Here is a 24,397-nt window from a genome sequence, read left to right as displayed (position 1 = left end):
ACAATCGCAATACATTCTTTATACAGTAAACAACAAGACACGTTCCCTCGATGGATTATTGCGCCCCTACGGGCTTACCACCTTGCCCCTAAAAATAATCACTTTCGCTATAACACTCTATAAAACAAAGTATTTCGGCTATTGCCTTTCCCACATCTGAGGCTACCTGAAACCTCTCCGCCACATCCTACCACCACCACCCCGCCACACCCTACCTCAAACGGCATATTTCGCGTATCATTAGCCCGTCTTAATTTTCATTATGATGGGTTAAAACCGGCAAAGAGAAACGCGGCCAAACTGCGTTGCTCAGGTTGCAATCCACCATACCAACCCAAGAAGCTCAAGAGGAGCCCCAGCATGAGCCTGCCGACCCCCGTTTTGCGCCTGCAAGACAGTGCCCGCCAACAGAATTTTGCAGAAGATTTCCTCCCCTTCCTAGCCAGCTACTATCGCCAGGCCGACTTTGCCGACCTAGCCCGCTATAGCGACACCGAGCTCTTATCTACCGCCGATTCGCACCGTAAGCTCGCCCAAGAGCCCCGTGCCGCCGGCAAAGCTGTGGTGCGCGTTTCACCCACCGGCAACACCGTACAGCACACACTGGTGGAAATTGTGGCCGACCATCTCCCCTTCTTACTCGATTCCCTGTTGATGCTGCTCAACCGTGGGCAGCGTGTGCCTTTGGCTGTGTTGCACAGCGCATGGCAGGTAAAACGCAATGCAGACGGCAAAGCTGCCGCTCTTGAAGAAGCTGCCAAAGAAAGCAGCGCACAGGAAACATTGGTGGCCGTATATCTGGAAGGCGGCGAGGCCGCACAGGATCAAAAACTGGCCGAACAAATCCGCAGCCTCTTAGCCGAATTGGGCACAATTGTGGAAAGCGAACACAAACTGCGCGGCCAGCTTTTACTGGTCAACCAGATGATTCTGAACGAAGGCCGCAGCCAAGATGCGGAAATCGTCTCCTTCCTCAGCTGGCTGGCCGACCGCCATTTCCTCCTGATGGGCTTCTGCGAATACGATTTGGTCAACCATTCTGGCAGCCCGCGCCTGCAGGCCAAAGCCAACACCGCGCGAGGCATTCTTGCCGGCAACAGCAATCTGATTGCCGATGATTTTGCCGCCCTCTCCGATGCCGACAAAAAACAATGGCTGCGCCACGACCGCCTGCTGCTCAACAAATCGCAGCAGCGTAGTCGCATCCACCGCCCGGCCTATCTTAACCAAGTCAGCATCCAAAAACTCAACGCCAACGGCCAAGTTGTCGGCCAATGGTGCTTCATCGGTCTCTACACCGCCACCGCCTACACAGACAGCATTTGGAACATCCCCATACTGCGCGACAAAGCCAAACATGTGCTGAACCACTTTGATTTTGCCGATGGTAGCCATCAAGAGCACAACCTGCGCCACCTGCTGCAAACCTACCCGCGCGACGAGCTGTTTGAATCCAGCAATGAAGAACTGACCAAAGCTGCTGCCGGCCTGCTTGCGCTGGGCCAGCGCCCGCGCGTGCGCCTGTTTGCCCGCAGCGATGTATTCAAACGCTACGTTTCCGTACTGTGCTATCTGCCCAAAGAACAATTTGGCAGCCAACTGTGCCAACGCATTGCAGGCTACCTGAAAACCATTCTGGCCGCCGAAAGCTGCGAATACGCCGTGCAACTGACCGACGACAACCCGCTCGCCTGCATCCAATTCCTGTGCCGCACCAATGCCGGCAAACTGCCTGCCTTTACCCGCAGCGAGCTGGAACAACACGTTGCCGGCCTGACAGCCAATGCCGAAGCCACTCCACAGGCTGCCGCACCACAACCCAAAGCCGAACAGAAAAAACAGCCTGAAGCCAAACAAAAAACCAAGGCCAAAGCTGCATCTGCCGCCCACGAAAACGATACCGCCTTCTCCGCCGCCTACCGCGAAGCCTTCAGCCCCGATCAGGCGATTGTCGATCTCAAACACGCCGAACTCCTCAACGACGACCACGAGTTGGTTACTGTTTTCTCCGAGCAGGAAAATCCGGCCGCGCCCTACGCGCTGCGCCTCTACACCCCGCAAATCAGCCCGCCGCTGTCGCAAACCCTGCCCATTATTGGGAACATGGGGTTCGACGTGCATACCGCCGTGCCCTATATCCTGCACACCGAAAACAGCGCCGTCGGCCTGAACTACTTCTCCCTCAAACCCAATGTGGCCGTCCACGCCCAAGCCGATGGCTGTGATGCCTTGGGCAGCGAACTGCCCGCACTGTTTGCCGAAGTATGGGCAGGCCGTGTGGAAAACGACCGCTTCAACGCCCTCGTGCTCTCCGCCGGCATCACCTGGCGCAATAGCGTGCTGCTGCGCGCACTGGCCAAATACCTGAAACAGGTTACCCTGCCGTTCTCACAAGAGCGCATCGAGCAAACCCTCATCCGCCACGGCGCCATCGCCGCCAAGCTGGTGGAGCTGTTTGCTGCCCGCCTGCACCCTGAAGAAGCTGACGATAACCGTGCGCTGATGATTAACAGCGAACTCACCGGCCTCTTGGCCGACGTGCCTTCGCTGGACGAAGAGCGCATCATCAACGCTTTCCGCTCCGTGATTTTGGCCGTGTGCCGTACCAACTTCTGGCAAACCGATAAAGAAGGCGGCCTGAAATCCGAAATCAGCCTGAAAATCAAGTCCAAAGACATCCCCTTCCTGCCCAAGCCGCTCCCGCTGTTTGAAATTTGGGTGTACAGCCCGCGCGTGGAAGGCACCCACCTGCGCGGCAGCAAAGTGGCGCGCGGCGGCCTGCGCTGGTCCGACCGTTTCGACGACTTCCGCACCGAAGTGCTGGGCTTGGTGAAAGCGCAGATGGTGAAAAACGCCGTGATCGTGCCCGGCGGCTCCAAAGGCGGTTTCGTGTGCAAACAACTGCCAGATGCCGCTACCGATCGTGAAGGCTACCTGAAAGAAGGCGTCGCCTGCTATCAGATCTTCATCAACGCCCTGCTCGACCTCACAGACAACCGCACCGCCGAAGGCATCGAGCCGCCGCCGCAAGTACACCGCCGCGACGGCGACGACCCCTATTTGGTAGTGGCTGCCGACAAAGGCACCGCCTCCTTCTCCGACACCGCCAACGCCCTCTCCGCCGAACACGGCTTCTGGCTGGACGACGCTTTCGCCTCCGGCGGCAGCGCCGGCTACGACCACAAAGGCATGGGTATCACCGCACGCGGTGCGTGGGAATCGGTAAAACGCCATTTCCGCCATTTGGGTAAAGACATCCAAAACGAAGACTTCACCGTAGTCGGCATTGGCGACATGGGTGGCGACGTATTCGGCAACGGTATGCTGCTGTCCGAGCATATCCTGCTCAAAGCCGCCTTCAACCACCGCCACATCTTCATCGATCCGAACCCCAGTGCTGCCAAGAGCTTTGAAGAACGCAAACGCCTGTTCCAAAGCGGCGGCGGTTGGGAAAAATACAGCCGTGCGCAGATTTCGCAGGGCGGCGGCGTGTATGACCGCAGTGCCAAATCCATCGCCATCACGCCGGAAGTGAAAGCCTGGCTTGGTATCGAAGCCGACAGCCTCACCCCCAACGAGCTCATCCGCGAGCTGCTCAAAGCCGATGTGGAACTGATCTACAACGGCGGTATCGGCACCTACATCAAAGCCGCTTCCGAAAGCCATGCCGACGTGCGCGACAAGGCCAACGACGAAGTGCGCGTGAACGGCGGCGAAATGCGCGCCAAAGTGTTGGGCGAAGGCGGCAACCTCGGCGCCACCCAACTGGGCCGTATCGAATACTGGCAAAATGGCGGCCGCTGCTGCACCGACGCCATCGACAACTCCGCCGGCGTAGATTGCTCCGACCACGAAGTAAACATCAAAATCTTACTCGGCGAAGCTGTACGCGCCGAACACCTGACGCTGGAAGAGCGCGACGAATTGCTCCGGGACATGACCGGCGAAGTGGCGCAACTGGTGTTGCAAGACAACTATCTGCAAACCCAAGCCCTCTCCGTTGCCCAGCTCAACCTGGCAGGCTACCTGAAAACCGCTGCCGCGCTCATCCGCTATCTGGAAGAAAACGCCGGCTTCGACCGCGCTGTGGAATTCCTGCCGGATGAAGCCGAAATCAAACGCCGCGCTGAAGCCGGGGAAGGCCTGAGCAACCCGGAAGTTGCAGTATTGCTGTCCTACAGCAAAATGCACTGCCAAGACAACCTCTTGGGCAGCGATCTCCCCGACGATCCCAACTTCCTGCCCGCGCTTATCCGCTATTTCCCTGCCCCGCTCCAGCAGCAATACGGCAGCGAAATGCAGCAGCACTATCTGCGGCGCGAAATCATCGCCAACCAGCTGGCCAACCGCGTCATCAACCGTATGGGTATGCACTTCATCCAGCGTTGCAGCGAAGAAAACCAAGCTTCCGTGGCCGACGTGGTGCGCGCCTACTGGGTGGCCGACATCCTGCTCGACGGTGAAGCCCGTTTCCAAGCCGTGCAGGCTCTCGACAACCGCCTGCCTGCCGAAGCACAAATGCGCCTGTGCGCCGACATTGCCGACCTTATCGGCCATGTAGCCGGCCAGCTGCTGCGCAGCAAACGCCCCTTCGACAACATCGGCAGCCTCATCAGCCACTATCGCGCTCCTACTACTGAGTTCATGCAGCAACTGCCGGAGCGCATTCAGGCCGAAGAGCACCCCAGTATCGCCGAACGCGAAACCTGGCTCAGCAGCTACGATGTGCTCAGCCAGCAGGATGTGGCCATGCTCGCGCGTCTGCCCTTTGCCGCCAATGTGTTGGCCGTGGTGGATTTGGCTGCCAAAATCGACAAGCCCATCGCCACCGTTGCCAAGGCCTACTTCATGCTCTCTGAAAAGCTGAACATGAGCTGGATTTACCGCGCCATCGCCAAGCTGCCGAGCGACAACCAATGGCAGTCGCAAGCCGGTTTGGCCATGTATGAAGACGCCACCAATATCCATTTGGAATTCACGCGCGACTTCCTGCAGGCCGGCAGCAACAGCCGTGCCGCCGCCAAAATCGCCGCAGCCCGCAGCCAGATTGCCGACATGCAGCACCACGAACCGGCCGACTTGTCTATGCTCTCCGCGCTGGTACGCAACCTGTCCAAAATCGTGGCAGCAGACTGAAGCTGCATAGCATGAGCCACACCGTTTCCGCCGAACAGCCGCTGCTCGCCATCGACACCTCCACCCAGTGGTTGTCGTTGGCGTTGCGGCACAACGGCCACACCCGCCTGTTCCATCAGGAAACCGGCAACCGGCAGTCCGAACTCATCCTGCCGCAGATTGCCGTCCTGCTGGACGAAGCCGGGCTGACGGTGCGCGAACTGGCCGCCATCGCCTATGCCCAAGGCCCGGGCGCATTTACCGGCCTGCGCATCGGCGCCGGTGTGGCACAAGGCTTGGCCGCACCGTTCGGCATCCCGCTCATCCCCGTGCCCTGCCTCGATGCAGTCGCTTCGCTCTGCCCCGGCCAAGCTGCCGTGCTGGCAGCCACTGATGCGCGCATGGGCGAAGTGTTCTATGCTTGGTTCAACACCCAAACCCAACAACGCTTGAGCGATTACCAAGTGGGCAAAGCCGGCGAAATCAGGCTACCTGAAAACCTTTCAGGTAGCCTCAACCCTGATGGCATCAGCGGCATCGGCAACGCTTTCGCCCTGCCCGAGCTCCCGCCCTTCCCCGGCCGATCCGATATGCCCACCGCCGAGCACTACTTGGCGCTGGCCGCCTCCGGCCGCTACCCCACCGTTTCCGCCGCCGAGGCCGAACTGCTCTACGTGCGCAACAAAGTCGCCCTCACCGCCGCCGAACAGGCCGCGCGCAAAGGAGCGGCATGATCGTCCGCCTTGCCCGCCCGGGCGACAGCGCTGCCCTGGCCGCGCTCGATGCGCAATGCAATCCCTCCCCTTGGTCGGAAAAGCAATTCGCCGCCTGCATCGGCCATGCCAACGAAACCGTGCTCTTGGCCGAACAAGGCCGCGAGCTGGCCGGGCTCATCGTATGGCAAACCATCCTCGACGAAGCCGAGCTGCATCTCATCGACACCGCCCCTGTCCACCGCCGCCAAGGCGTGGCCAGCCTGCTGCTCGGCCACCTGTTCAAACAGGCCAATGCCAAAAACATCCGCCGCATCTTCCTCGAAGTGCGCCACAGCAACCAAGCTGCCATTGTCCTGTATCAACAACACGGCTTCATCCCCTGCGGCAGCCGCCCCGGCTACTACCCTTGCCTGGACGGCAGCCGCGAAGACGCCCTGCTGATGGAGAAACCATGCTGAGCAGCCGCTACCCCCGCCTGCACGAAGCCCTCGGCCTCGGCCCCATGTGGCTCAAACGCAGCGCCCGCATTGCCGAAAACACCCGCCCCGAATCGCAAAGGCTACCTGAAAACGAGCGTAACGACCCCCGCCCAAGCGGACACAACGCGCTTCAACCCAACCCGCCCCACTCCATCACCCCCGCAGCCCAACCTAGGCTACCTGAAAGTGAACGAGGTGAACTTCGTCAAATCGGGGCCGGCGGACTTCAGCAACATCCAAACCACACCCTTGCGCCAAACCAACCGGCCGCCCGCACCACGCCGCCCCCGCAAGGCCACCGTGCCGACGTGTTGGCTGCCATGGCCACTTCCCAACCACTCCAGCCCACACCTACGCAAACCGATAACGAAAGCGACCCCCTCGCCGCCGTGCAACGGCTTTGGGCAGCACTGCCCCCTGCCACCTTCGCCAACATAGAAGAGCTGCAACAGCAAGCCGCCGCCTGTGCCACCTGCTCCCTACACAGCCAGCGCAAACAAGCCCTCAGCGGCTACAGCGCCATACCCGCCCGCCTCATGGTGATCAGCCTCAACCCCGCCCCCAGCGACGACGAAACCGGCCGGCTCATCAGCGGCCGGCACGGCCGGCTGCTCGACAACATGCTCGCCGCCATCGGCCTGGCGCCCGAACAAGTTTTCCGCACCGCCTGGCTACGCTGCACACCGCGCATCGCCCTCAAAGCCACCCCCGAAGAACAAGTGCACTGCGCCGCCTTTATCCGCCAAGAATTCGCCTGGGCACAGCCGCAAGCCGTCCTCCTGCTCGGCAACAGCTTCTACGACCCCGCCCGCCGCTGGCTGCTCGAACAGCTCATCGGCCATACCCCCGCCTTCACAGTCCCCCACCCCGCCATCCTCCTGCGCCAGCCCGAGCTCAAAGCCCAAGCCTGGCATAGCCTCAAACAGCTCAAAGCCGCCTTGGCCAAAGCCTAAGCAAGCCGCACAATATTTTTCAGGTAGCCTTTCCCAGCAGGCTACCTGAAATTTTTTCGATTCAACCTAAACAAACTCAGCTGCTCTCGCCAATGTTATACCCTACCCCGTTACGTTATACTGGATTATAAATTTATATAAATCAACAAATTACTTGCAATCAACATCCGTTTCTACTATCATCGCCCCATCTACAAACACACCCTTATGAAAGGAAACAAAATGAGCAACTGCCATACCCATGCCAACCACCAACACGTTCACGGCCAAGGCTGCGGCCATACCGCAATTAAACACGGCGACCACATCGACTACATCCACGACGGCCACCTGCACCACGAACACAACAGCCACTATGATGAACACAGCCTCGATGTAAACGCCACCAACCCCGACGGCTGCCACCCCGTGCAAACCTGTAACGGCCATGTTCACGGCGAAGGCTGCGGCCACGAAGCCGTACCGCACGGCGACCACATCGACTACATCGTAAACGGCCGGCTGCACCACCAACACAGCGACCACTGCGATGACCACGGCCCGGTGGAAATCGTTAAGTAAGCCCATGCAAAAATAATTTCAGGTAGGCTTTTCATCACGAAAGGCTACCTGAAATTATTCGGCTAGAGCTAAATCAACCATTTCCTCAGTAGAGCCAAAGCAATTATTGATTCCCCTATCAGGCGGCAAACCGCAGGCATGCTAAAATTTCCTCTCCCCCACCATCCCGAAAGCCCATCATGAACAAAGCCCTCATCGTCGGCATTGCCGGCCTCCTCGTATTCAGTGGCGCAACCGCAGGCGGCAGCCTCTATGTTAACCAACAGCAAACAGGCAATGCCTACTCCCTCAAGCTCATGCACCGCTTCTCCAACCTGGCCAACTTCCAAACCCAACCCAAGCTGGGCGTCCTATCCGGCAGTGCCCAATGGTAAGGCAACCTCGTTCTCGACCCCTGCCAGCCTAGGAATAAAATTACCATCCGGAGCAGCGACACCATCCATCGTTCACTCTCCAACTACTGCATCGACAGCAAAATCCACATCGTATCCGACTCCCCATAGCTCCACACCTACTTCCCAGAAGGCTTCCTCCTCAATGCCCGCCGCCACATCAGCTGGGGCGGCAACGTGCAAACCAGCTTCAACCTCCCCGGCCGCACCGTGCAGAAAGACAACAACACCCTCACCTGGCAAGACATCAACGGCCAAGTTACCCTGCACAAAGAAAACAACGAACTCACCCTGCCCCCAGGCCAATACGGCAATATCGAAAACATCCGGCCCGAAACCCTGGTGCAAAACCTACAATACCGTGCCGACATCCGTATCCACCAGGGCTTTATCCAAGCTGCCTACCACACTTTTGCCGACTGGTCGAACCACAGCTACAACGAAGAAGACACCCGGCAAATCATCGCCAAGCTGCTCCAGCTTCCAGAAGCCACAAGAAGGCGACACCATCCGCCTGATCTACCGCAAACCCTAAACAGGCCAAGCATCTGCCCATTTTTCAGGTAGCCTGCATTCCGGCAGGCTACCTGAAAATCATCCACTCCCACCGTGGAAGAGAGCTATGGCTGAAACACCTTTCTCATATAGCTGAAATCATTATTTCTTCATACCAAGCGGCGGGCGGCAAACAGTACAAGTAATACGGCAAAGCGAGCTAACACAGCAGGAAGAAATTAAAACCCTAGCCATAGGGAGAACGCAATAAACCGCAAGCCGACAAGATTGCCGCCAATACATCAAAGGCTACCTGAAACCCACACTCCGTTTTCAGATAGTCTTTGCTATAGCTGAAGCACATTTCTCATACCAGGCGGCAAGCCGCAGGCAATACACATGTATGACAAAGCGGCCAACGCTCTAGGAAGAGCAGTGCTTTAGCTATAGTCAGCCGTTCGCCCTAATCAATCCCGATATCCAAACACACAATCTCGCCGCACCACTGCTGCGCGGTGGGGCCGGCGTGGGCGGGTTTGAGCGCGGCGAAGGCGTAGGTGAGGTTGGCGCGGAAGGTGTCGGCGGCGGCTTCTCCTGTGTCGCCGTTGAGGCCGGTGGGGATATCGAGCGCCACTTTGTAGCCAACAGCGCGGTTGATCTGGCGGCAACATTCCGCGGCCTCGGGCGGCAGGCTACCTGAAAAACCGGTGCCGAAATGCCGTCTATAATCAGGCTGTAGCCTTGCTCCAGCTCGGCAGGTAATGCCTCAGCCGGCAGGAAGCGGATACCATCCAAGCCCTGAAGGCGTTGGCGGTTGGTTTCGGCCAAATCCGACAGTATCGCGCCCAAGAGCAGCACAATATCGGCCTGCCAGCCGCGCTGCTGCAACACGCGGGCAATCACCAGCGCATCGCCACCGTTATTGCCTTTGCCGCACACCAAGAGGGCGCGGCCGGGCTCGGGCAACCGGCGCAACAAATCGGCAGCAGCGGCCTGCCCGGCATTTTCCATCAGCTGCAAAAAGCTGGTGCCGGCCGCCACAGCAGCCTGTTCGCGCTCGCGCATCTGGGCGGCGGTATAGATTTTCGGTGGATTCTGCGGCATAGTGTTCTCCTAGGCAAACAGGCTACCTGAAAGCAAAGTTTCAACGCAGTTAAAACTGCAGTTTCTGCGAAGCTAAAATCTTCAGGTAGCCTGTTTTGCATTCAAATCGGCAAGGCAATTTTAACGCCGATGCTGCTTAGACAAACGCTGCAAATGGCTCGGATGCACCGTGTGCGTTTCCACCCTGCCCTGTTCCACCGCATTGAGGATGGCCCGGCCTTTTTGGTCTTGCGGGAAGTTGCGCACATATTCGCGCAGCAGCGGCAGGGCTTCGCTGCGTTTATTTTGCGTTAAAAGAGCAGTGGCCAAATCCCGGCCGCTTTCTTTATGACCGGCTTGGTAGGCAGTGCGCAGCATGGGGATGGCACGTTCCATGCGGGCGCTGGAAGCGAGGAAATTGCCGAATTCGCCCAGCACGGCGGGTTTGGCAGCGGCAGGAGCGAGGGCAAGCAGGCGGGCGTAGTCGGCTTCGGCGCGTTCGGCATAGCCTGCCTGATCGAGGTTGTGCCCTATCCAGTTGAGGCGGGCGCGCATTTGCAGGAGCACCAAATACCCTTGGCTGGGCGCGGCACCGGCACGCGGCGTGTTGTTTTGCACGAGGCTGTCGAGTAGCACGCCCAAAGGCTGCAAATCGGCGATGGCGCGGCGGTGGTCGGCATCGTTGTCGAACTGCACAGGGTATTCCGCCGCGTGTGCAGCCAAATTATCGAACGCACGCTGCACGGCTCAGGCATATTCACATTAATCGGCGGATGCTCGGGGCTGCCACTCACCAAGCTTTGCGGGTTCAACGGCGTATAGGGCGCGGCACGGGCAGGCCGCAGTGGAAACAGGTGTTGGCTTGGGATTCAGTGTGGCTCATGGTGTGTGCTTTGCTTATAGGACGGCGCGGATTATAGGCTACCTGAAAATTTTCGGGGCGGGAATAATCTGATGAGAAGCGGATTGATGCCGATATTTGATGTATCGCATTCAAATTTAAAAAGATTTGCTTGCAAAAAATTATTAAACCAGCTATATTCCCAGCAAGCTGTGAAGGCAGTATTTTCAGAGCGATGTATCCGATGTTTTAAGGCATGACGGCAGGCAAATTGCCCGAAATGCACCGAATATTTCGTAAATTAAGGAAATTATGATGGACATGAAAAAACCTATCTATCTATAGCTGCTTTCACGCTCACCGGATGTGAAACCCTCGGCCTGCCCGGCAGCAATTCCGCAAACGGTTGCAGCAACATCAACTGGGTTCGTCAAAACATCAAGCCGGGGCAAACCACCCATAATGAAGTTATCGAATTGTGCGGCCAGCCCACTTCCTCTAGGCGGGCCGGCGGTTCGCTGCAACTGAATTATGTAACTACGCGGGAAGCGGATGAAACAACGACCAGCATGGTAAACGCGGCCGGCACCTTCGCTATATCTCAGTTCAATATTTTGAGCACTACCAGCAAAAATCCGACGCTAGGTCAAGTGGCAGTCAGAGAGCTCAGCCCCGTGGCGACCAATGCCGGAACATATCTGCCAAGAAGAACCGAAGGCGTAACCATTTTCGTGCGCAACGGCAAAGTCAGCCGGATTGCTGCCAACAATTCGACACAATAACGCCCATTCCGAGCCGCCGTACTGCAACGCATAGTGGCAGCATGGGTAGGGTGTTGCGGAACGCACGCACGCGTTGCTTGAAGTTCCTATCCGCGTGCGTGGCTGCGCCACATACCCTACCGCGCCAAGTCAACCCCGAAAGGCTACCTGAGATTCTCAGGTAGCCTTTTCCGCCCGCCCTTGCCGCGCCGAGCCTTGGGCAATACTGCTATAATGCGGCGTTTTGTATGGCCGCTCCCGGCCGTCATCCCTGGCTGTAATCAGTTATCCACCGTTTTTCAGGTAGCCCCTATCAGGCTGCCGGCAGTTGTGAAATATGAGCAAGAAACCTTCCCGCAAACCCGCCAAGCCGAAGCCAAACCGGCATAATCCCCCTTCCAAATCCGCGCGCCGGAGCCATATGCCTTCGGCGGCTACGGCGGCGTCACAATCCATTTCGCTGCTGGCGGATATGCTGTGGCTGTTGGTGCTGCTGTTTTCTGTGTGCCTGGCTTTGGCGCTGGCGAGCTTCACCATGGACGACCCGGCTTGGTCGCGCAGCATTCCCACCGATAATGAGCCGCACAATCTGGCCGGACTCGTGGGCGCATACACGGCGGATGTGGCCTATTATCTGTTCGGGCTGTCGGTGTGGTGGCTGCTGCTGGCGGCAGCGGTGTGGCTCTACCGCAATTTCCGCAGCGTGAAGCAGAGCAACAAGAAGCCGTATCACTTGGGCATGGGCTTGAGCGGTGCGGCGCTGCTGCTATTTGGCAGCCCGCTTTTGGAGGCAGCGGCCTGGTCGGCAGAATTGCATGACAGCCTGCCGATGGGCGCGGGCGGCTTAATCGGCCAATCACTCGGCAGCGGCTTTATGCGGCTGCTGGGGGTTTCAGGTAGCCTGCTGGTGCAGGCAGTGCTGATTGTGGCGGGGCTGTCGCTGCTGTTGCAGGTATCGTGGCTCACGCTGCTGGAAAAAGCGGGGGCGCAGCTGGAATGGCTATGGTATCGGCTTATCCGCCAGCCGCACCAATTTGTGCGCGACATACCGAATGCGAAGTTTGCCCGCCGTATGGTGCGCACGGCAAAAACCATCACCGCCGAAGAAGTGACAACGGTGGAAGGTGCCAGCAGCAACCGCAAGCCGGTGGCGGTGCAGATTAACCAGCCTGCCAGCCAAGGGCTACCTGAAAAAGAAAAACCCGCGCCCGAGCGGCAGAAAGATTTGTTCGCCCCCAAACGGCAGGTCGAAGACGGCGAATATCTGCTGCCGGAATTGGATTTGCTCACGCGCCCGCAGGAGCACAAACCGGAAATCAATCCCGAAGCCCTGCAGCACATGGCCGAGCGCATCGAGGCCAAGCTGGCCGAGTTCGGCATTCAGGTTACCGTGGTGAGCGCCACCGCCGGGCCGGTGATTACGCGTTTTGAAATCGAGCCGGCGCAAGGCGTGAAAGGCAGCCAGATTACCAATCTGGCCAAAGATTTGGCGCGTTCGCTTTCCATGCAGTCGGTGCGCGTGGTGGAAACCATTTCTGGCAAGAGCACCATGGGCATCGAAGTGCCGAACGAGAAGCGGCAGGAAGTGCTGCTGCGCGAAATCCTTTCCTCGCCGGTGTTTGCCGCCGCGCAATCCAAGCTCACCGTGGCCTTGGGCAAAGATATTGCCGGGCAGCCGGTGGTGGCCGATTTGGGCAAAATGCCGCATCTTTTGGTGGGCGGCATGACCGGCTCGGGCAAATCGGTGGGCGTGAACGCCATGATTATGTCGATACTGTATAAGGCCGCGCCGGATGAAGTGCGCTTTATCATGATCGACCCGAAAATGCTGGAACTTTCCGTGTATGAAGGCATTCCGCACCTGCTCTGCCCGGTGGTAACCGATATGCGCGAGGCCGGGCAGGCGCTGAATTGGTGTGTGGCCGAGATGGAAAAACGCTACCGCCTGCTCGCCCATGCCGGCGTGCGCAACCTGGCCGGCTTCAACCAAAAAGTGGCCGAGGCCGCCGCTTCCGGCAAGCCGCTGCCCAATCCCTTCAGCCCCAACCCCGACGAGCCCGAGCCGCTGCAAAAGCTGCCCTATATCGTGATTGTGATTGATGAATTGGCCGATTTGATGATGACCGAGAAAAAAGCGGTGGAAACGCAAATCGCCCGCTTGGCGCAAAAAGCCCGCGCTGCCGGTATGCATCTGATTGTGGCTACCCAGCGCCCCAGCGTGGACGTGGTAACCGGCCTGATTAAGGCCAACATCCCCACCCGCATGGCCTTCACCGTGCAAAGCCGCATCGACAGCCGCACCATCCTCGATCAAATGGGCGCGGAAGACCTGCTCAAATACGGCGACCTCCTCTTCCTCCAGCCCGGCAGCGCCGAGCCCGTGCGTCTGCAAGGCGCGTTTGTGAGCGACCACGAAGTGCACGAGGTAGCCTCCTTCGCCAAACGCCAGCAGGGCGCCAACTACATCGAAGGCCTGCTCTCCGGCGAAGCCGCGCAGGAAACCGTAAACGCCGTCAACCCCAATGCCGCCGGCGACGAAATGTTCGACCAAGCCGTCGCCTTTATTCTGGAAAGCCGCAAAACCTCCATCTCCTCGCTGCAACGCCAACTGCGCATCGGTTACAACCGAGCCGCCAACCTGATGCAGGCTTTGGAAGACGCGGGCATCGTTTCCCCCGCCGATGTGAGCGGAGTGCGTAAAATATTGGCAAGGAAGGATGACTTATAGAAATATTGGAGCCGATGTTTTCAGGTAGCCTCCAATAAAAACACCCAAGGAGCCCCCATGCCCCACTTCCAACCCGAGCCGCCACACGGCGGCCGGCAGCAAGCTCGAGTCGGCATTCTTCTGGTCAACCTCGGCACGCCCGCTGCGCCCACACCCGAAGCCATGCGCCATTTCTTGCGCGAATTCTTGTCCGACCCGCGCGTGGTCGAGCTGCCACGCTTGTTGTGGCAGCCGCTGCTGCACGGCATCATCCTGCCCTTCCGTGCAAAAAAAAGCGCACATAGCTACCGCCAGATCTGGCAAAGAGAAGGCTCTCCGCTGGCTGTATTCACAGCCAAACAGGCTGCCGCCCTGCAAGCCGAGCTGCCGCAAGTGCTGGTGGGACACGCCATGTCCTACGGCGTGCCTGCCGTGGCCGATGCTATCGCCGTCATGAAAGCCCAAGGGGTAGACCGCTTGCTCGCCATCCCCCTCTATCCGCAATACGCTGCCAGCAGCAGTGGCGCCGCGCTGGATAAGGTGTTGAGCGTATTGCTCCAACAGCGCAACCAAATCAGTCTGCGCACCATCAGCCGCTTCTACAACCACCCCAGTTACATCCAAGCCATGGCCGCACATATCCGCGCTTACTGGCAGCTGCACGGCCGCGGCCAACGCATCCTGTTCAGCTTTAATGCCATCCTCAAAGCCGCCGTGCAGCAGGGCGACCCTTACGAGGCCGAATGCCATGCCAGCGCAGAAATGCTGGCTAAAGCCCTGCAGCTCACCACCCAAGAATGGTATCTCGCCTTCCAAAGCCACTTTGGCCGCAACCGCTGGATAGGTCCTGCCACCACCGATTTGCTCACTGAACTGCCTGCCAAACACAACATCCGCGAACTTGACATTTTCTGCCCAGGCTTCGTGAGCGACTGCCTGGAATCCCTAGAAGAGCTCGCGATAAAAGGATGCGAACAATTCCACGAAGCCGGCGGCCAAACCTTCCGCTTCATCCCCTGCCTCAACGACAACCCCATCTTCATCGAGGCTCTGGCCGATATCGCACAAGAAAACTTAAGCGGCTGGGTGTAGAGAGAGGCTACCTGAAACACTTTCAGGTAGCCTGTATCTTTGCTTTTCCGGCACTCAAGCTTTCAGGTAGCCATATACCGTGAAGCACAACTCGCCCTCCACATATGGAATGGCAAACCGATCCAATATCGCGCGGATACCCTCGCTATTATCCACGATTTCCCGCGCAATCAGGTGCCCGCGAAACACCGAGCGCAATTTCCGAATTTTCACCCATTCTAATGTCGAACATCGGATAAAAATGCTCATGGCCCCAATCGCCGATTGCCACCGTTGTTTCAGCTATGGCTTGCTCAACCTCCGCTTCCGATATTTCGTCAAACAAATACTTGATTTCATAGGCCGGCGCATTTTCCATTCATCCATTGCCTCACGCAGCTCCCGCCATTTGGTGTTGTTCATCGCACCCACCAGTCTGTTTTGCTGCACAAATTCACGCACGCGGCGGCGGTAGCGTTCTTGTTTGCTTTTGAGCTCCGCCCATTCGTCTGTTGGCATCGACATCTCCATCAGGCTACCCAAAAATCAAACTGCTTTCAGGTAGCCTTCCCCCATTCTTACTCAAACAACATCCCGGCCAAGCCCAATGTGTTGTTTACCATATGAATCAAAATCGGGTATTTCAAATCTCTGGTGTGTAGATAGGCCGCGCCGAGCACCAGTCCTATGGTGAAATACAACAGGAAATCGTAATGTACCGGCGGGCTGTGCAGGCTGCCGAAGATGAAGGCAGACAGCAACAACAACAGCCAGCGTTTGGTGCGGTTTTCTACGCTGCCGAAGCTTTGGAAAAAAATGCCACGCAGCAGCAGCTCTTCCAAAATCGGCGCAAATAGCAGGATATAGGCCGCCATCGTCAGCGGGGCACGTTGCAGCATTTCCATAACCATGCGCTGATTTTGCAGGTTGTCCACGCTGCTTTCTAGGCCCAGCGCAGCCATCAGTATTTCGTAGAGCGGGTTGGTGGCCAGCATCAACGCAATATAGCCCACCGCCCACAACAGTTTTTTGCCGGAAAACCGGCTTTGCCAATCATGGAAATAGCCGTCTGCCTGCTTAAGGTAGAGCTGCAGGGATAGCCTGCACATGGCCACGGCGGCAACCGTAAACAGCAGTGCAGCCACAGCTTGGGCAGCCATGCTTCTGCCCATGCCGCCGAGCAGCCAGGCCAATGTCGGCAGCACCTGCATCAGTATCAGCAGGGGAATAAACTGTAAGAGTGAAATGAATTTATCCCGCACCGCAGACTCCGGTTTTCGGCTTGCTGCCCAAGATATTAATCACTTTGCGTGCGGGTTTTTCAGGTAGCCCTTCGTCTTCATCGTCACGCGGGGCGTTAAAGAAAACGGTTTCGCTGTCGAAGGCCAAATCGCCGCCGTGTTTCAAGGTCTGACCGCGTTGCAAACCGGCAAAATCAAACAGTTCGGTATCGGCCAAATGCGAGGGCACCACGTTTTGCAGCGCGGAAAACATACTTTCGATACGGCCGGGGAAGCGTTTGTCCCAGTCTTTCAGCATTTCGCCCACCACCTGCCGCTGCAGATTGGGCTGCGAGCCGCACAAGTTGCAGGGAATAATGGGGAACTGCTTGATTTCGGCGTATTTGATCAAGTCTTTTTCTTTCACATAGGCCAGCGGGCGGATGACGATGTGCTCGCCGTTGTCGCTCACCAGCTTGGGCGGCATGGCTTTGAGCTTGCCGCCGTAGAACATGTTTAAAAACAGGGTGGCGAGGATGTCGTCGCGGTGGTGGCCGAGCGCGATTTTGGTGCAGCCCAGCTCTTTGGCCGTGCGGTACAAAATTCCGCGCCGCAGGCGGCTGCACAGCGAGCAGGTGGTTTTACCTTCATCGAGCACGCGCTTCACGGTGGAATAGGTGTCTTCTTCCACAATTTTGAACGGCACGCCGATGGAAGTCAGATATTCCGGCAACACATGTTCGGGAAAGCCGGGCTGTTTTTGGTCGAGATTCACCGCCACCAGCTCGAAATTGATCGGCGCGGAGGCTTGCAAGTGGCGCAGGATGTCCAAAAGGGCGTAGCTGTCTTTGCCGCCAGAGAGGCAGACCATGATTTTGTCGCCCTCTTCAATCATATTGAAATCGTTAATCGCTTGGCCCACGGCGTGGCGCAGGCGTTTGTGCAGTTTGTTGGCTTCGTGTTCGTGTTTTGGTTTATTGGACATAATGGTGTGTCGGCAACGTAAAGTGCGGGATTGTAACGCAATGTAGGCTGATTTTATAGCAGGTAAAGTATCGGCCCGGCAGCTGAAAGTATGCAAAGAATACGGTACACTGCGTTTCGTTTTAAACAAAAAGCAGAGAAAGGAAACGAATGTTTGCAAATCGAGTGTTGGCCCTGTTGGCCGCCGTGTGGTTTGGCGCGTATCTTTTGGCCGGCTACGGCGTGGCGCCGCTATTGTTCCAATCTCTGCCCAAAGAGCAGGCCGGCAACCTGGCCGGTACGCTGTTTAGCGCGGTAAACTATATCGGGTTGTTTGTGTGGGCCATTCTTTATTTGGCCGGCCTCTCGGCGCAGCAGCGCAGCTACGGCCAACGCAGCAAACTCAGCTCGCGCATCGTCGCCCTCACTTGGCTGCTGCTGGCCATCTCGCAATTTGCGCTGGTGCCGCTTATCCGTGCCCTCCGCGGCGGGCAGACGCATTGGCTCTCCAACCTGCTCGGTGGAGAGCTCTCTTTCTGGCACAGCATGTCCAGCAGCCTGTATGTGCTCATCAGCCTGCTCGGCCTGTTTTTAATCATGCGCCTGCTGCGTTTCGAGTGGCAATAAATCGGGCCCAAAAGGCTACCTGAAATTTTTCAGGTAGCCTTTTACTGCTTGCCGCCCTATTCCCGCACTTATACAATGCGCCCATCCCAACCCTTCAAAAATAAAGGAAACCCCATGTTGGCCAAACAAATCCTCGACGAACTCGCCGGAAAAATCGGCAACGCCATTGCCGAAAGCCCGGTGAAAGACGTGGAAAAAAACGTGAAAACCCTGCTCGGCAGCACATTCGGCAAGCTCGATTTGGTAACACGTGAAGAGTTCGACATCCAACAACAGGTACTCATCAAAACCCGCGAAAAACTGGCCGCTTTAGAAGCACGCCTAGCCAAGCTGGAAGCCGCCGCTCCGGCCGCCCTGCCCAACCCTTCCGAACAGCAATAGGAATCGCGGCATGAGTTTGGCGGTGGTATACAGCCGGGCGCTCAGCGGCATGGCCGCGCCCTTGGTGGAAGTGGAAGCCCACTTGGCCAACGGCCTGCCCGCGTTCAATATCGTCGGCCTGCCCGACACTGAAGTGAAAGAAAGCCGCGACCGCGTGCGCGCCGCCATCATCCAAAGCGGCTTCGACTTCCCCGCCAAAAAAATCACCGTCAATCTTGCCCCGGCAGATCTGCCCAAAGAATCCGGTCGTTTCGACCTGCCGATTGCCGTGGGCATCCTCGCAGCCTCCGGCCAAATCGCCATTTCGCCCGAAGAATTGGCCAAATACGAGCTGGCTGGCGAGTTGGCCTTGTCCGGCCTGCTGCGCCCGGTGCGCGGCGCGCTGGCCATGGTGTGGCAGAGCACGCAGGCGCGGCGTCGTTTTATTTTGCCGCAAGAAAGCGCCGGGCAGGCCGCGCTGATTGAACGTGCCGAAGTATTGGCTGCCGAAAGCCTGGTGGCCGTGGCCGCCCACCTCAACGGCATCGCTGCCCTGCCCCGCTGCCAAGCCCGTGCTGAAGCGGCCGAAGAAGCGCCCTATCCCGACCTGCAAGATGTAAAAGGCCAGCACACCGCGCGGCTCGCGCTCGAAATTGCCGCTGCCGGCGGCCACAGCATCCTGATGAGCGGCCCGCCCGGCACTGGCAAATCTATGCTGGCGCAACGCCTACCCGGCATCCTGCCGCCGCTCTCCGACGACGAAATCACCGAAACCTGGGCGCTGCGTTCGCTGCTGCCCCAGCAGCACAGCTTCTCCCGCCGCCGCCCCTTCCGTTCGCCGCACCACAGCGCCAGCGCCGCCGCCATGGTGGGCGGCGGTTCCGACCCCAAGCCCGGCGAAATTTCCCTGGCGCACAACGGCGTATTGTTTCTCGACGAATTGCCCGAATTCGACCGCAAGGTGCTGGAAATGCTGCGCGAACCGCTGGAAAACGGCCTCATCCACATTTCCCGCGCCAGCCGCCAAGCCACCTATCCCGCCCGTTTCCAGCTGGTCGCCGCCATGAATCCCTGCCCCTGCGGCTACCTCGGCCACCCCGCCAAACCCTGCCGCTGCACGCCCGAAAGCATCGCCCGTTATCGCGGCAAAATTTCCGGCCCACTTCTGGACAGGGTTGATTTGATTATCGAAGTGCCCGCCCTCTCCGCCGCCGAGCTTACCCAAGCCACACCCGGCGAACCCAGCGCTGCCGTGCGGGAACGCGTACTGGCCGCTCGCGAACGCCAACAGCAGCGGCAAGGCAAAAGCAATGCCTTGCTCAACGTAACCGAGCTGGATGAGCTGTCCGCCATCGAGCCCAAAGCCAAAGCCGCCCTCTCTGCCGTGCTGGAAAAACTTTCGCTTTCCGCCCGCAGCTACCACCGCATCCTGCGCATCGCCCGTACCCTGGCCGACTTGGCCGGCAGCGACACCGTAAACCAGCGCCACGTGATGCAGGCCGTGAGCTTCCGCCGCACCCCGTCTTAAAATAAGGCTACCTGAAACATTTCAGGTAGCCTTTACCATTCCGCCCTAGCGTTCGCTCAAATTCAGATAATGCCGGCTGCCGCGCATATTGGCGATGGCATGCAGCAGCAGTTGGAAGTGGTCGGGGTTGTTCACAAAATCCAGCTCTTCGGTATTAGCAATCAGCAGCGGGGCGCGGTCGTAGAGGTAGAAATAGCGGTGGTACTCCTCGTGCACCTGCTGCAGGTAGCCGGGCGGGAACAGGTTGATGTGGTTGTCGCCCCGGCTGTGCAGCTGCGCTTCGGCGGCTCCGGCGCTGGTTTGCAGGTAAATCACCAAATCGGGCACGGGAATTTCGGGCATGATTTTTTGCTTGAGCTGCCAATACAGCATCTGCTCGTCTTCGCGCAGGATGGTGGGCACGAAAATCTGGTCTTTTTCCAATAAGAAATCGCTCACCACACGCTGCATACTGTGGTTGGCATTGCCGATTTCGTCGGCAGCGGCGATGAGGTTGAGCGTTTCGGTGCGGCGTAGCAGGAAGTAGAGCTCGGCGGCCAGGCCGTGGTTGGCGGCATTGAGGTAGAACTGCTCCAAAAACGGGTTCTGCTCGGGCTGTTCACTGATGAGGGTGCAGCCGAAATGCTCGGCCAGCTTGCGGCTAAGCGGGGATTTGCCGCTGCCGATGGGGCCTTCCACAACAATGTAGCGGTAGTCTGACTGCATAGTTTCTCCTTGGAATGTTTCAGGTAGCCTTTCGGGGGTCAGGCAGCCGTTTAAAGGCTACCTGAAAAACTTAACTGTCTGTTTCATCTAAACGTTGTACGCCTTCATTACCCAGAGCAGCGGCCAGCTCGGCAGCGGTGGCGGTTTGGCCGGGCAGGATGTGCTGCGGAGCGATTTCGGCCAGGGGAATCATCACGAAGCCGCGCTGATGGGCGCGTGGGTGGGGCAGCTGCAAGGCTGGGCTGTCGAGCGTTTGGCCGGCGTAGTCGATTAAGTCCAAATCCAGCGTGCGCGGGGCATTGCGGAAGCTGCGCACGCGGCCGGCGGCGGCTTCGGTTTGGTGCAGCAGTGCGAGCAGTTCGGCAGCGGGCAAATCGGTAGCCAGCAACGCTGCGGCGTTGATGAAGTCGGACTGATCGGCATAGCCCACCGGCGCGGTGCGGTAAAACGAGGAAGCCGCCAGCACCTGCACTTGCGGGTGCGCAGCCAGCGCGGCCAGCGCGCTTTGCAGTTGGGAAACGGGCTGCTCGAGGTTGCTGCCCAAGGCAATAATAGCTTGCTTCATTTGGTGTGTTTAATCATGGAGTGATTGGAATTGGGCTACCTGAAAACGGAGTCGGCGGGATTTTCAGGTAGCCTTTGAATGAGGTATCGGATTCGGGAATCCGGCCTACGGCTACTTCAAGCAAATCCCGCCTATTCAGCCGCGCCCTTATCCGCCGCGCCTGTTTTCTTCTTGCGCCGGCGGCGGCGTTTTTTGGCCGGTGCGTCGCCGCTGTCTGGGCGTTGTTCGGCGGCTTGAATCATCTGTTTGCGCTGTTCTTCATCGGCTTCTTGGAAGGCTGTCCACCAGTCGGCGATGCCCTGCTCCACTTCGCCGGCGCGGGCGCGCAGCAGCAGGAAATCGTAGGCGGCGCGGAAACGGGGCTGGGCAAGCAGGCGGAAGGGGCGGGCGCCGCGCCGGTGCTCGAACTGGGGCTGGAGCTGCCAGATTTCGCGCATCGAGGCGGTGAAGCGGTGCGGCACGCCCCAACCTTTTTCCATGTGGGCGCGGGTTTCGGCTACGGCGGCGCTGAGTGCGGGCATGGTTCTGAGCCCGCTATTCTGAGCGCGCTGCCAGGCTTCGCGCACCTGCGGCCACAACACGGCGGCCAGCACAAAGCCCACCGATACGCCTTGGTCGGCGCGCAGGCGGCTGTCAGTGCTGTTGAGAGTAAGCGCCACGATGCCGCGCCCTTGGTTTTCAGGTAGCCTTTCCAAGGCGCAAGCAAGCAGGGGGTGCACGCTTTGGCCATCCATGCCCAAGGCCTGCATCTGTTTGAGGCAGTCGATGGCTGCGCCGGAAAACAAGAGTTTCATCACTTCATCGAACAGGCGCGCCAGCGGCTCTTTGGGCAACAGGTGCAAGCATTCGGTAATCGACGCGGCGGTATCGGGGGCTACCTGAAAACCGAGTTTGCCGGAAAGCCGGGCGGCGCGCAGCATGCGCACCGGGTCTTCCTGATAGCGTGCGCGGGTGTCGCCAATCATCACCAGCCGTTTGGCGCGGATGTCGGCCACGCCGTGGTGGAAATCGGTGATTTCCCCGCGTGCGGGGTTGTAATACAGAGCGTTGCAGGTGAAATCGCGGCGGGCGGCATCTTGCTCCATGCTGCCGTAGCTGTTGTCTTGCATGATGCGGCCGTGTTCGTTTTGCCGCGCAGGGCGGCTGCCGCCGCGGAAGGTGGTGACTTCAATCGTTTCCGGCCCCACCATCACGTGCACAATCTGAAAGCGGCGGCCGATGATGCGGCTGCGGCGGAATACTTTGCGCACTTCTTCGGGGCGGGCGTTGGTGGCTACGTCGAAATCTTTCGGCTCGATGCCCAAAAGCAAATCGCGCACCGCGCCGCCCACCACATAAGCCTCAAACCCGGCCTGCTGCAGCCGCGACACTACCTTTTCTGCCGCATAGCTGATCCTGTCCGGCGTGATGCCGTGTTCGTTTTGCGGCAGCACCTGTTTGTGTGAATGTGTTGAGGCGGCTTCAGGTTTGCCCGGCAGGATTTTGCGCAGCCATCTAGTCAGCATAGGGGGTATTCTCTTCTTGTTTTTCAGGTAGCCTGCGGCGTGCACGCAGGCGCGTGCTTAAGATAAAGTGCGCAGTATAACCTTTCGCCACAACGGCTGCCAAACCAAGCGCTTTCCGTTATAATCGCCGCTACCCCGCACCACAGGAAAACACGCCATGTATAACTACCAATCCGACGCCACCCAGTTCCTGCAAAAATACATTGAAGAACACCCCGAAGAGCAAGAACGCCGCCTCCAAAACCGCGGCCTGTTGTGGGATGTTGAGCTCAACCCCGAAGAGCAGGCCGATTTCGCCGCCGGCAAAGTCGCCAAAAAACCCTACACCTACTATTCCTACTAAACTCCGCGCCGCGCCATGACCGCAGCCACCGACCATCTGCCCCCCGGCCTTGCAGGCTACCTGAAAAGCATCAACCCGTCCGAAGCAGAAGTGTTGCAATACCTGCGCCAAACCACCGCGCAGCACCGCATGGGCAAAATGCACCTGGCCGCCGAGCAAGCCCAACTCCTCGCCTTTCTCGTGCAGCTCATCCGCGCCGAGCGCTGCCTCGAAATCGGCGTGTTCACCGGCTACAGCAGCACCGCCGTCGCCCTCGCCCTGCCCGAACACGGCCGCCTCACCGCCTGCGACATCAACATCACCTACACCAACACCGCGCGCCGCTTCTGGCGCGAAGCCGGCGTGGAACACAAAATCGAGCTCCACCTCCAGCCCGCCCTCATCACGCTCGACCAACTTATCGAGCAAGGCCGCAGCGGCAGTTACGATTTCGCCCTTATCGATGCCGACAAACCGCCCACCGCCCACTACTACGAACGCTGCCTCACCCTGCTGCGCCCCGGCGGCCTCATCGCCATCGACAACCTCCTACTCGGCGGCCGCGTGTATCAGGAAAATGCCGAGCCCGCGCCCGAATCCATCGAGCGCATCCGCGCCTTCAACCAATCCCTGCAAACCGACTCCCGCGTCGCCGCCCTCACCCTGCCCCTGGGCGACGGCCTTACACTGCTGCGCAAACGTCATCCCGAGGAAACCCCATGCGCCTGATTATTCCAGCTGTCCTCTGCGGCCTCGCTGCTTGTACCGCTCTCCCCCCCACACGACCATCCGCCGCCGGCAGCCCCCAACCCTCGCAGCGCATCGTAACCGAACTTACCGCCCACAACCAGCAAATCAGCCAGCTGCAACAACAAATTGTCGAACTACGCGGCCAAATTAGCGAACTGCAACAACGCCAGCAGCAGCTCGCTCAGCTCCTCGATGCTCGAGCCGCCTCCCGCCGCAGCACCAGCCACAGCAGTGCCGAGCCTGCCACCACTCCGGCTGAAAACCCGCAAGAGCAAGCCTATCAACAAGCCCTGCAACTCTATCGCAGCGGCCTCTACAGCCAGGCCCTACAGCAGCTGCGCTTCGCCGAACGCAGCGGCAGCGGCGGCCGCACCGAGCAAAACGCCCTCTTCCTGCTCATGCAGAGCCACGAAAAACTGCGCAACTGCGAATCCGTCATCCTCACCGGCCAACGCTTCGCCGCCCGCTTCGCCGCCAACCCCAAAGCCGCCGAGGCCCTTTACAGTGTCGGCCACTGCCAATGGGGCATGCAGCAGCGAGACATCGCCCGCGCCACCTGGCGCAAGCTGATGCAAACCTACCCCAATAGCCCAGCTGCCCACCGCGCTAATCAACGTATCCAAAACAACCGTTGATGAATGAGGTTACCTGAAATTTCAGGTAGCCCCTTGCCCACCA

Annotated in this window: 22 protein-coding genes and 2 pseudogenes; 16 read left to right on the top strand and 8 right to left on the bottom strand. The window is 58.8% G+C overall.

Features of this window, described 5'->3' with window-relative positions:
• Positions 1 to 360: 360 nt before the first annotated feature.
• The 7 genes from A7P96_RS06340 to A7P96_RS06310 all read left to right on the top strand — a co-directional run bounded on the left by A7P96_RS06340 (position 361) and on the right by A7P96_RS06310 (position 8,783).
• Positions 361 to 5,136 (top strand): NAD-glutamate dehydrogenase, encoded by a 4,776-nt coding sequence (locus tag A7P96_RS06340; RefSeq protein ID WP_067525650.1) that lies wholly within the window; start codon positions 361 to 363, stop codon positions 5,134 to 5,136.
• A gap of 11 nt (positions 5,137 to 5,147) precedes the next feature.
• Positions 5,148 to 5,849 carry a tRNA (adenosine(37)-N6)-threonylcarbamoyltransferase complex dimerization subunit type 1 TsaB gene (gene tsaB, locus A7P96_RS06335; protein ID WP_067525648.1) on the top strand — a complete coding sequence of 234 codons (702 nt, stop codon included), beginning with the start codon at positions 5,148 to 5,150 and terminating at the stop codon, positions 5,847 to 5,849.
• A complete protein-coding gene (gene rimI, locus A7P96_RS06330; RefSeq protein ID WP_067525646.1) occupies positions 5,846 to 6,289 on the top strand; it encodes a ribosomal protein S18-alanine N-acetyltransferase in 444 nt (147 codons plus the stop codon). The genes tsaB and rimI overlap by 4 nt, the downstream gene beginning before the upstream one ends.
• Positions 6,283 to 7,263: a uracil-DNA glycosylase family protein gene (locus A7P96_RS11525; protein ID WP_067525644.1), complete on the top strand. Its 981-nt coding sequence runs from the start codon at positions 6,283 to 6,285 to the stop codon at positions 7,261 to 7,263. Before rimI ends, A7P96_RS11525 begins: the two co-directional genes overlap by 7 nt.
• A 222-nt stretch (positions 7,264 to 7,485) precedes the next feature.
• Positions 7,486 to 7,824, top strand: a complete 339-nt coding sequence (locus tag A7P96_RS06320; protein WP_067525642.1) for a hypothetical protein — start codon at positions 7,486 to 7,488, stop codon at positions 7,822 to 7,824.
• A gap of 179 nt (positions 7,825 to 8,003) precedes the next feature.
• Positions 8,004 to 8,198, top strand: coding sequence for a hypothetical protein (locus A7P96_RS06315; RefSeq protein WP_067438582.1), 195 nt, complete (start codon positions 8,004 to 8,006; stop codon positions 8,196 to 8,198).
• 195 nt (positions 8,199 to 8,393) lie between these two features.
• Positions 8,394 to 8,783 (top strand): hypothetical protein, encoded by a 390-nt coding sequence (locus tag A7P96_RS06310; protein WP_067525640.1) that lies wholly within the window; start codon positions 8,394 to 8,396, stop codon positions 8,781 to 8,783.
• A gap of 391 nt (positions 8,784 to 9,174) precedes the next feature.
• Here the strand turns inward: A7P96_RS06310 and A7P96_RS06305 are convergent.
• A pseudogene (locus A7P96_RS06305) lies at positions 9,175 to 9,815 on the bottom strand (NAD(P)H-hydrate epimerase).
• 120 nt (positions 9,816 to 9,935) lie between these two features.
• Positions 9,936 to 10,538 (bottom strand): hypothetical protein, encoded by a 603-nt coding sequence (locus A7P96_RS06300; protein ID WP_067525638.1) that lies wholly within the window; start codon positions 10,536 to 10,538, stop codon positions 9,936 to 9,938.
• 747 nt (positions 10,539 to 11,285) lie between these two features.
• Here A7P96_RS06300 and A7P96_RS11415 point away from each other — a divergent pair.
• The 3 genes from A7P96_RS11415 to hemH all read left to right on the top strand — a co-directional run bounded on the left by A7P96_RS11415 (position 11,286) and on the right by hemH (position 15,195).
• Positions 11,286 to 11,417, top strand: coding sequence for a hypothetical protein (locus A7P96_RS11415; protein WP_255361174.1), 132 nt, complete (start codon positions 11,286 to 11,288; stop codon positions 11,415 to 11,417).
• A 316-nt stretch (positions 11,418 to 11,733) separates the two neighbouring features.
• Positions 11,734 to 14,124 carry a DNA translocase FtsK gene (locus tag A7P96_RS06295; RefSeq protein WP_067525636.1) on the top strand — a complete coding sequence of 797 codons (2,391 nt, stop codon included), beginning with the start codon at positions 11,734 to 11,736 and terminating at the stop codon, positions 14,122 to 14,124.
• A 57-nt stretch (positions 14,125 to 14,181) separates the two neighbouring features.
• Positions 14,182 to 15,195 carry a ferrochelatase gene (hemH, locus tag A7P96_RS06290; RefSeq protein ID WP_067525634.1) on the top strand — a complete coding sequence of 338 codons (1,014 nt, stop codon included), beginning with the start codon at positions 14,182 to 14,184 and terminating at the stop codon, positions 15,193 to 15,195.
• Between the two features lie 54 nt (positions 15,196 to 15,249).
• Here the strand turns inward: hemH and A7P96_RS11520 are convergent.
• The 3 genes and pseudogenes from A7P96_RS11520 to ttcA form a co-directional block, all read right to left on the bottom strand.
• Positions 15,250 to 15,693: pseudogene (locus A7P96_RS11520) on the bottom strand (DUF6678 family protein).
• A 59-nt stretch (positions 15,694 to 15,752) separates the two neighbouring features.
• The gene (locus tag A7P96_RS06280) at positions 15,753 to 16,436 is read right to left on the bottom strand and encodes a CPBP family intramembrane glutamic endopeptidase (protein WP_067525630.1); all 684 of its coding nucleotides are present in this window, start codon (positions 16,434 to 16,436) and stop codon (positions 15,753 to 15,755) included.
• Positions 16,426 to 17,379, bottom strand: coding sequence for a tRNA 2-thiocytidine(32) synthetase TtcA (ttcA, locus tag A7P96_RS06275; RefSeq protein ID WP_067525628.1), 954 nt, complete (start codon positions 17,377 to 17,379; stop codon positions 16,426 to 16,428). Before ttcA ends, A7P96_RS06280 begins: the two co-directional genes overlap by 11 nt.
• A gap of 149 nt (positions 17,380 to 17,528) precedes the next feature.
• Between ttcA and A7P96_RS06270 the strand changes: the two genes are divergently transcribed.
• The 3 genes from A7P96_RS06270 (at position 17,529) to A7P96_RS06260 (ending at position 19,872) form a co-directional block, all read left to right on the top strand.
• Complete coding sequence (locus A7P96_RS06270) at positions 17,529 to 17,984, top strand: DUF4149 domain-containing protein (protein ID WP_067446265.1); 456 nt, start codon at positions 17,529 to 17,531, stop codon at positions 17,982 to 17,984.
• 114 nt (positions 17,985 to 18,098) lie between these two features.
• Positions 18,099 to 18,365, top strand: coding sequence for an accessory factor UbiK family protein (locus A7P96_RS06265; protein ID WP_003822106.1), 267 nt, complete (start codon positions 18,099 to 18,101; stop codon positions 18,363 to 18,365).
• 10 nt (positions 18,366 to 18,375) lie between these two features.
• Complete coding sequence (locus tag A7P96_RS06260) at positions 18,376 to 19,872, top strand: YifB family Mg chelatase-like AAA ATPase (RefSeq protein ID WP_067525625.1); 1,497 nt, start codon at positions 18,376 to 18,378, stop codon at positions 19,870 to 19,872.
• A gap of 45 nt (positions 19,873 to 19,917) precedes the next feature.
• On the opposite strand, the gene A7P96_RS06255 is transcribed toward A7P96_RS06260, so the two are convergent.
• From A7P96_RS06255 to pcnB, 3 genes are all read right to left on the bottom strand, one after another.
• Complete coding sequence (locus A7P96_RS06255; RefSeq protein ID WP_067525623.1) at positions 19,918 to 20,577, bottom strand: deoxynucleoside kinase; 660 nt, start codon at positions 20,575 to 20,577, stop codon at positions 19,918 to 19,920.
• Between the two features lie 70 nt (positions 20,578 to 20,647).
• Positions 20,648 to 21,142: a 2-amino-4-hydroxy-6-hydroxymethyldihydropteridine diphosphokinase gene (gene folK, locus A7P96_RS06250; protein ID WP_067525620.1), complete on the bottom strand. Its 495-nt coding sequence runs from the start codon at positions 21,140 to 21,142 to the stop codon at positions 20,648 to 20,650.
• Positions 21,143 to 21,273: 131 nt separating this feature from the next.
• The gene (pcnB, locus tag A7P96_RS06245) at positions 21,274 to 22,647 is read right to left on the bottom strand and encodes a polynucleotide adenylyltransferase PcnB (RefSeq protein ID WP_067525618.1); all 1,374 of its coding nucleotides are present in this window, start codon (positions 22,645 to 22,647) and stop codon (positions 21,274 to 21,276) included.
• Between the two features lie 157 nt (positions 22,648 to 22,804).
• On the opposite strand from pcnB, the gene A7P96_RS06240 reads away from it, so the two are divergent.
• From A7P96_RS06240 to A7P96_RS06230, 3 genes are read left to right on the top strand one after another with little or no spacing between them, the layout of a single operon-like run.
• Positions 22,805 to 22,990, top strand: coding sequence for a DUF3460 family protein (locus A7P96_RS06240; RefSeq protein WP_003823186.1), 186 nt, complete (start codon positions 22,805 to 22,807; stop codon positions 22,988 to 22,990).
• Positions 22,991 to 23,005: 15 nt separating this feature from the next.
• Positions 23,006 to 23,698 carry an O-methyltransferase gene (locus tag A7P96_RS06235; protein ID WP_067525616.1) on the top strand — a complete coding sequence of 231 codons (693 nt, stop codon included), beginning with the start codon at positions 23,006 to 23,008 and terminating at the stop codon, positions 23,696 to 23,698.
• The gene (locus A7P96_RS06230; protein ID WP_067438530.1) at positions 23,689 to 24,354 is read left to right on the top strand and encodes a tol-pal system YbgF family protein; all 666 of its coding nucleotides are present in this window, start codon (positions 23,689 to 23,691) and stop codon (positions 24,352 to 24,354) included. Before A7P96_RS06235 ends, A7P96_RS06230 begins: the two co-directional genes overlap by 10 nt.
• Positions 24,355 to 24,397 lie beyond the last annotated feature (43 nt).

The sequence above is a fragment of the Eikenella sp. NML03-A-027 genome (assembly GCF_001648395.1).
Classification (GTDB): Bacteria; Pseudomonadota; Gammaproteobacteria; order Burkholderiales; family Neisseriaceae; genus Eikenella; species Eikenella exigua.
This window is presented reverse-complemented; position numbering and strand designations above follow the sequence as displayed.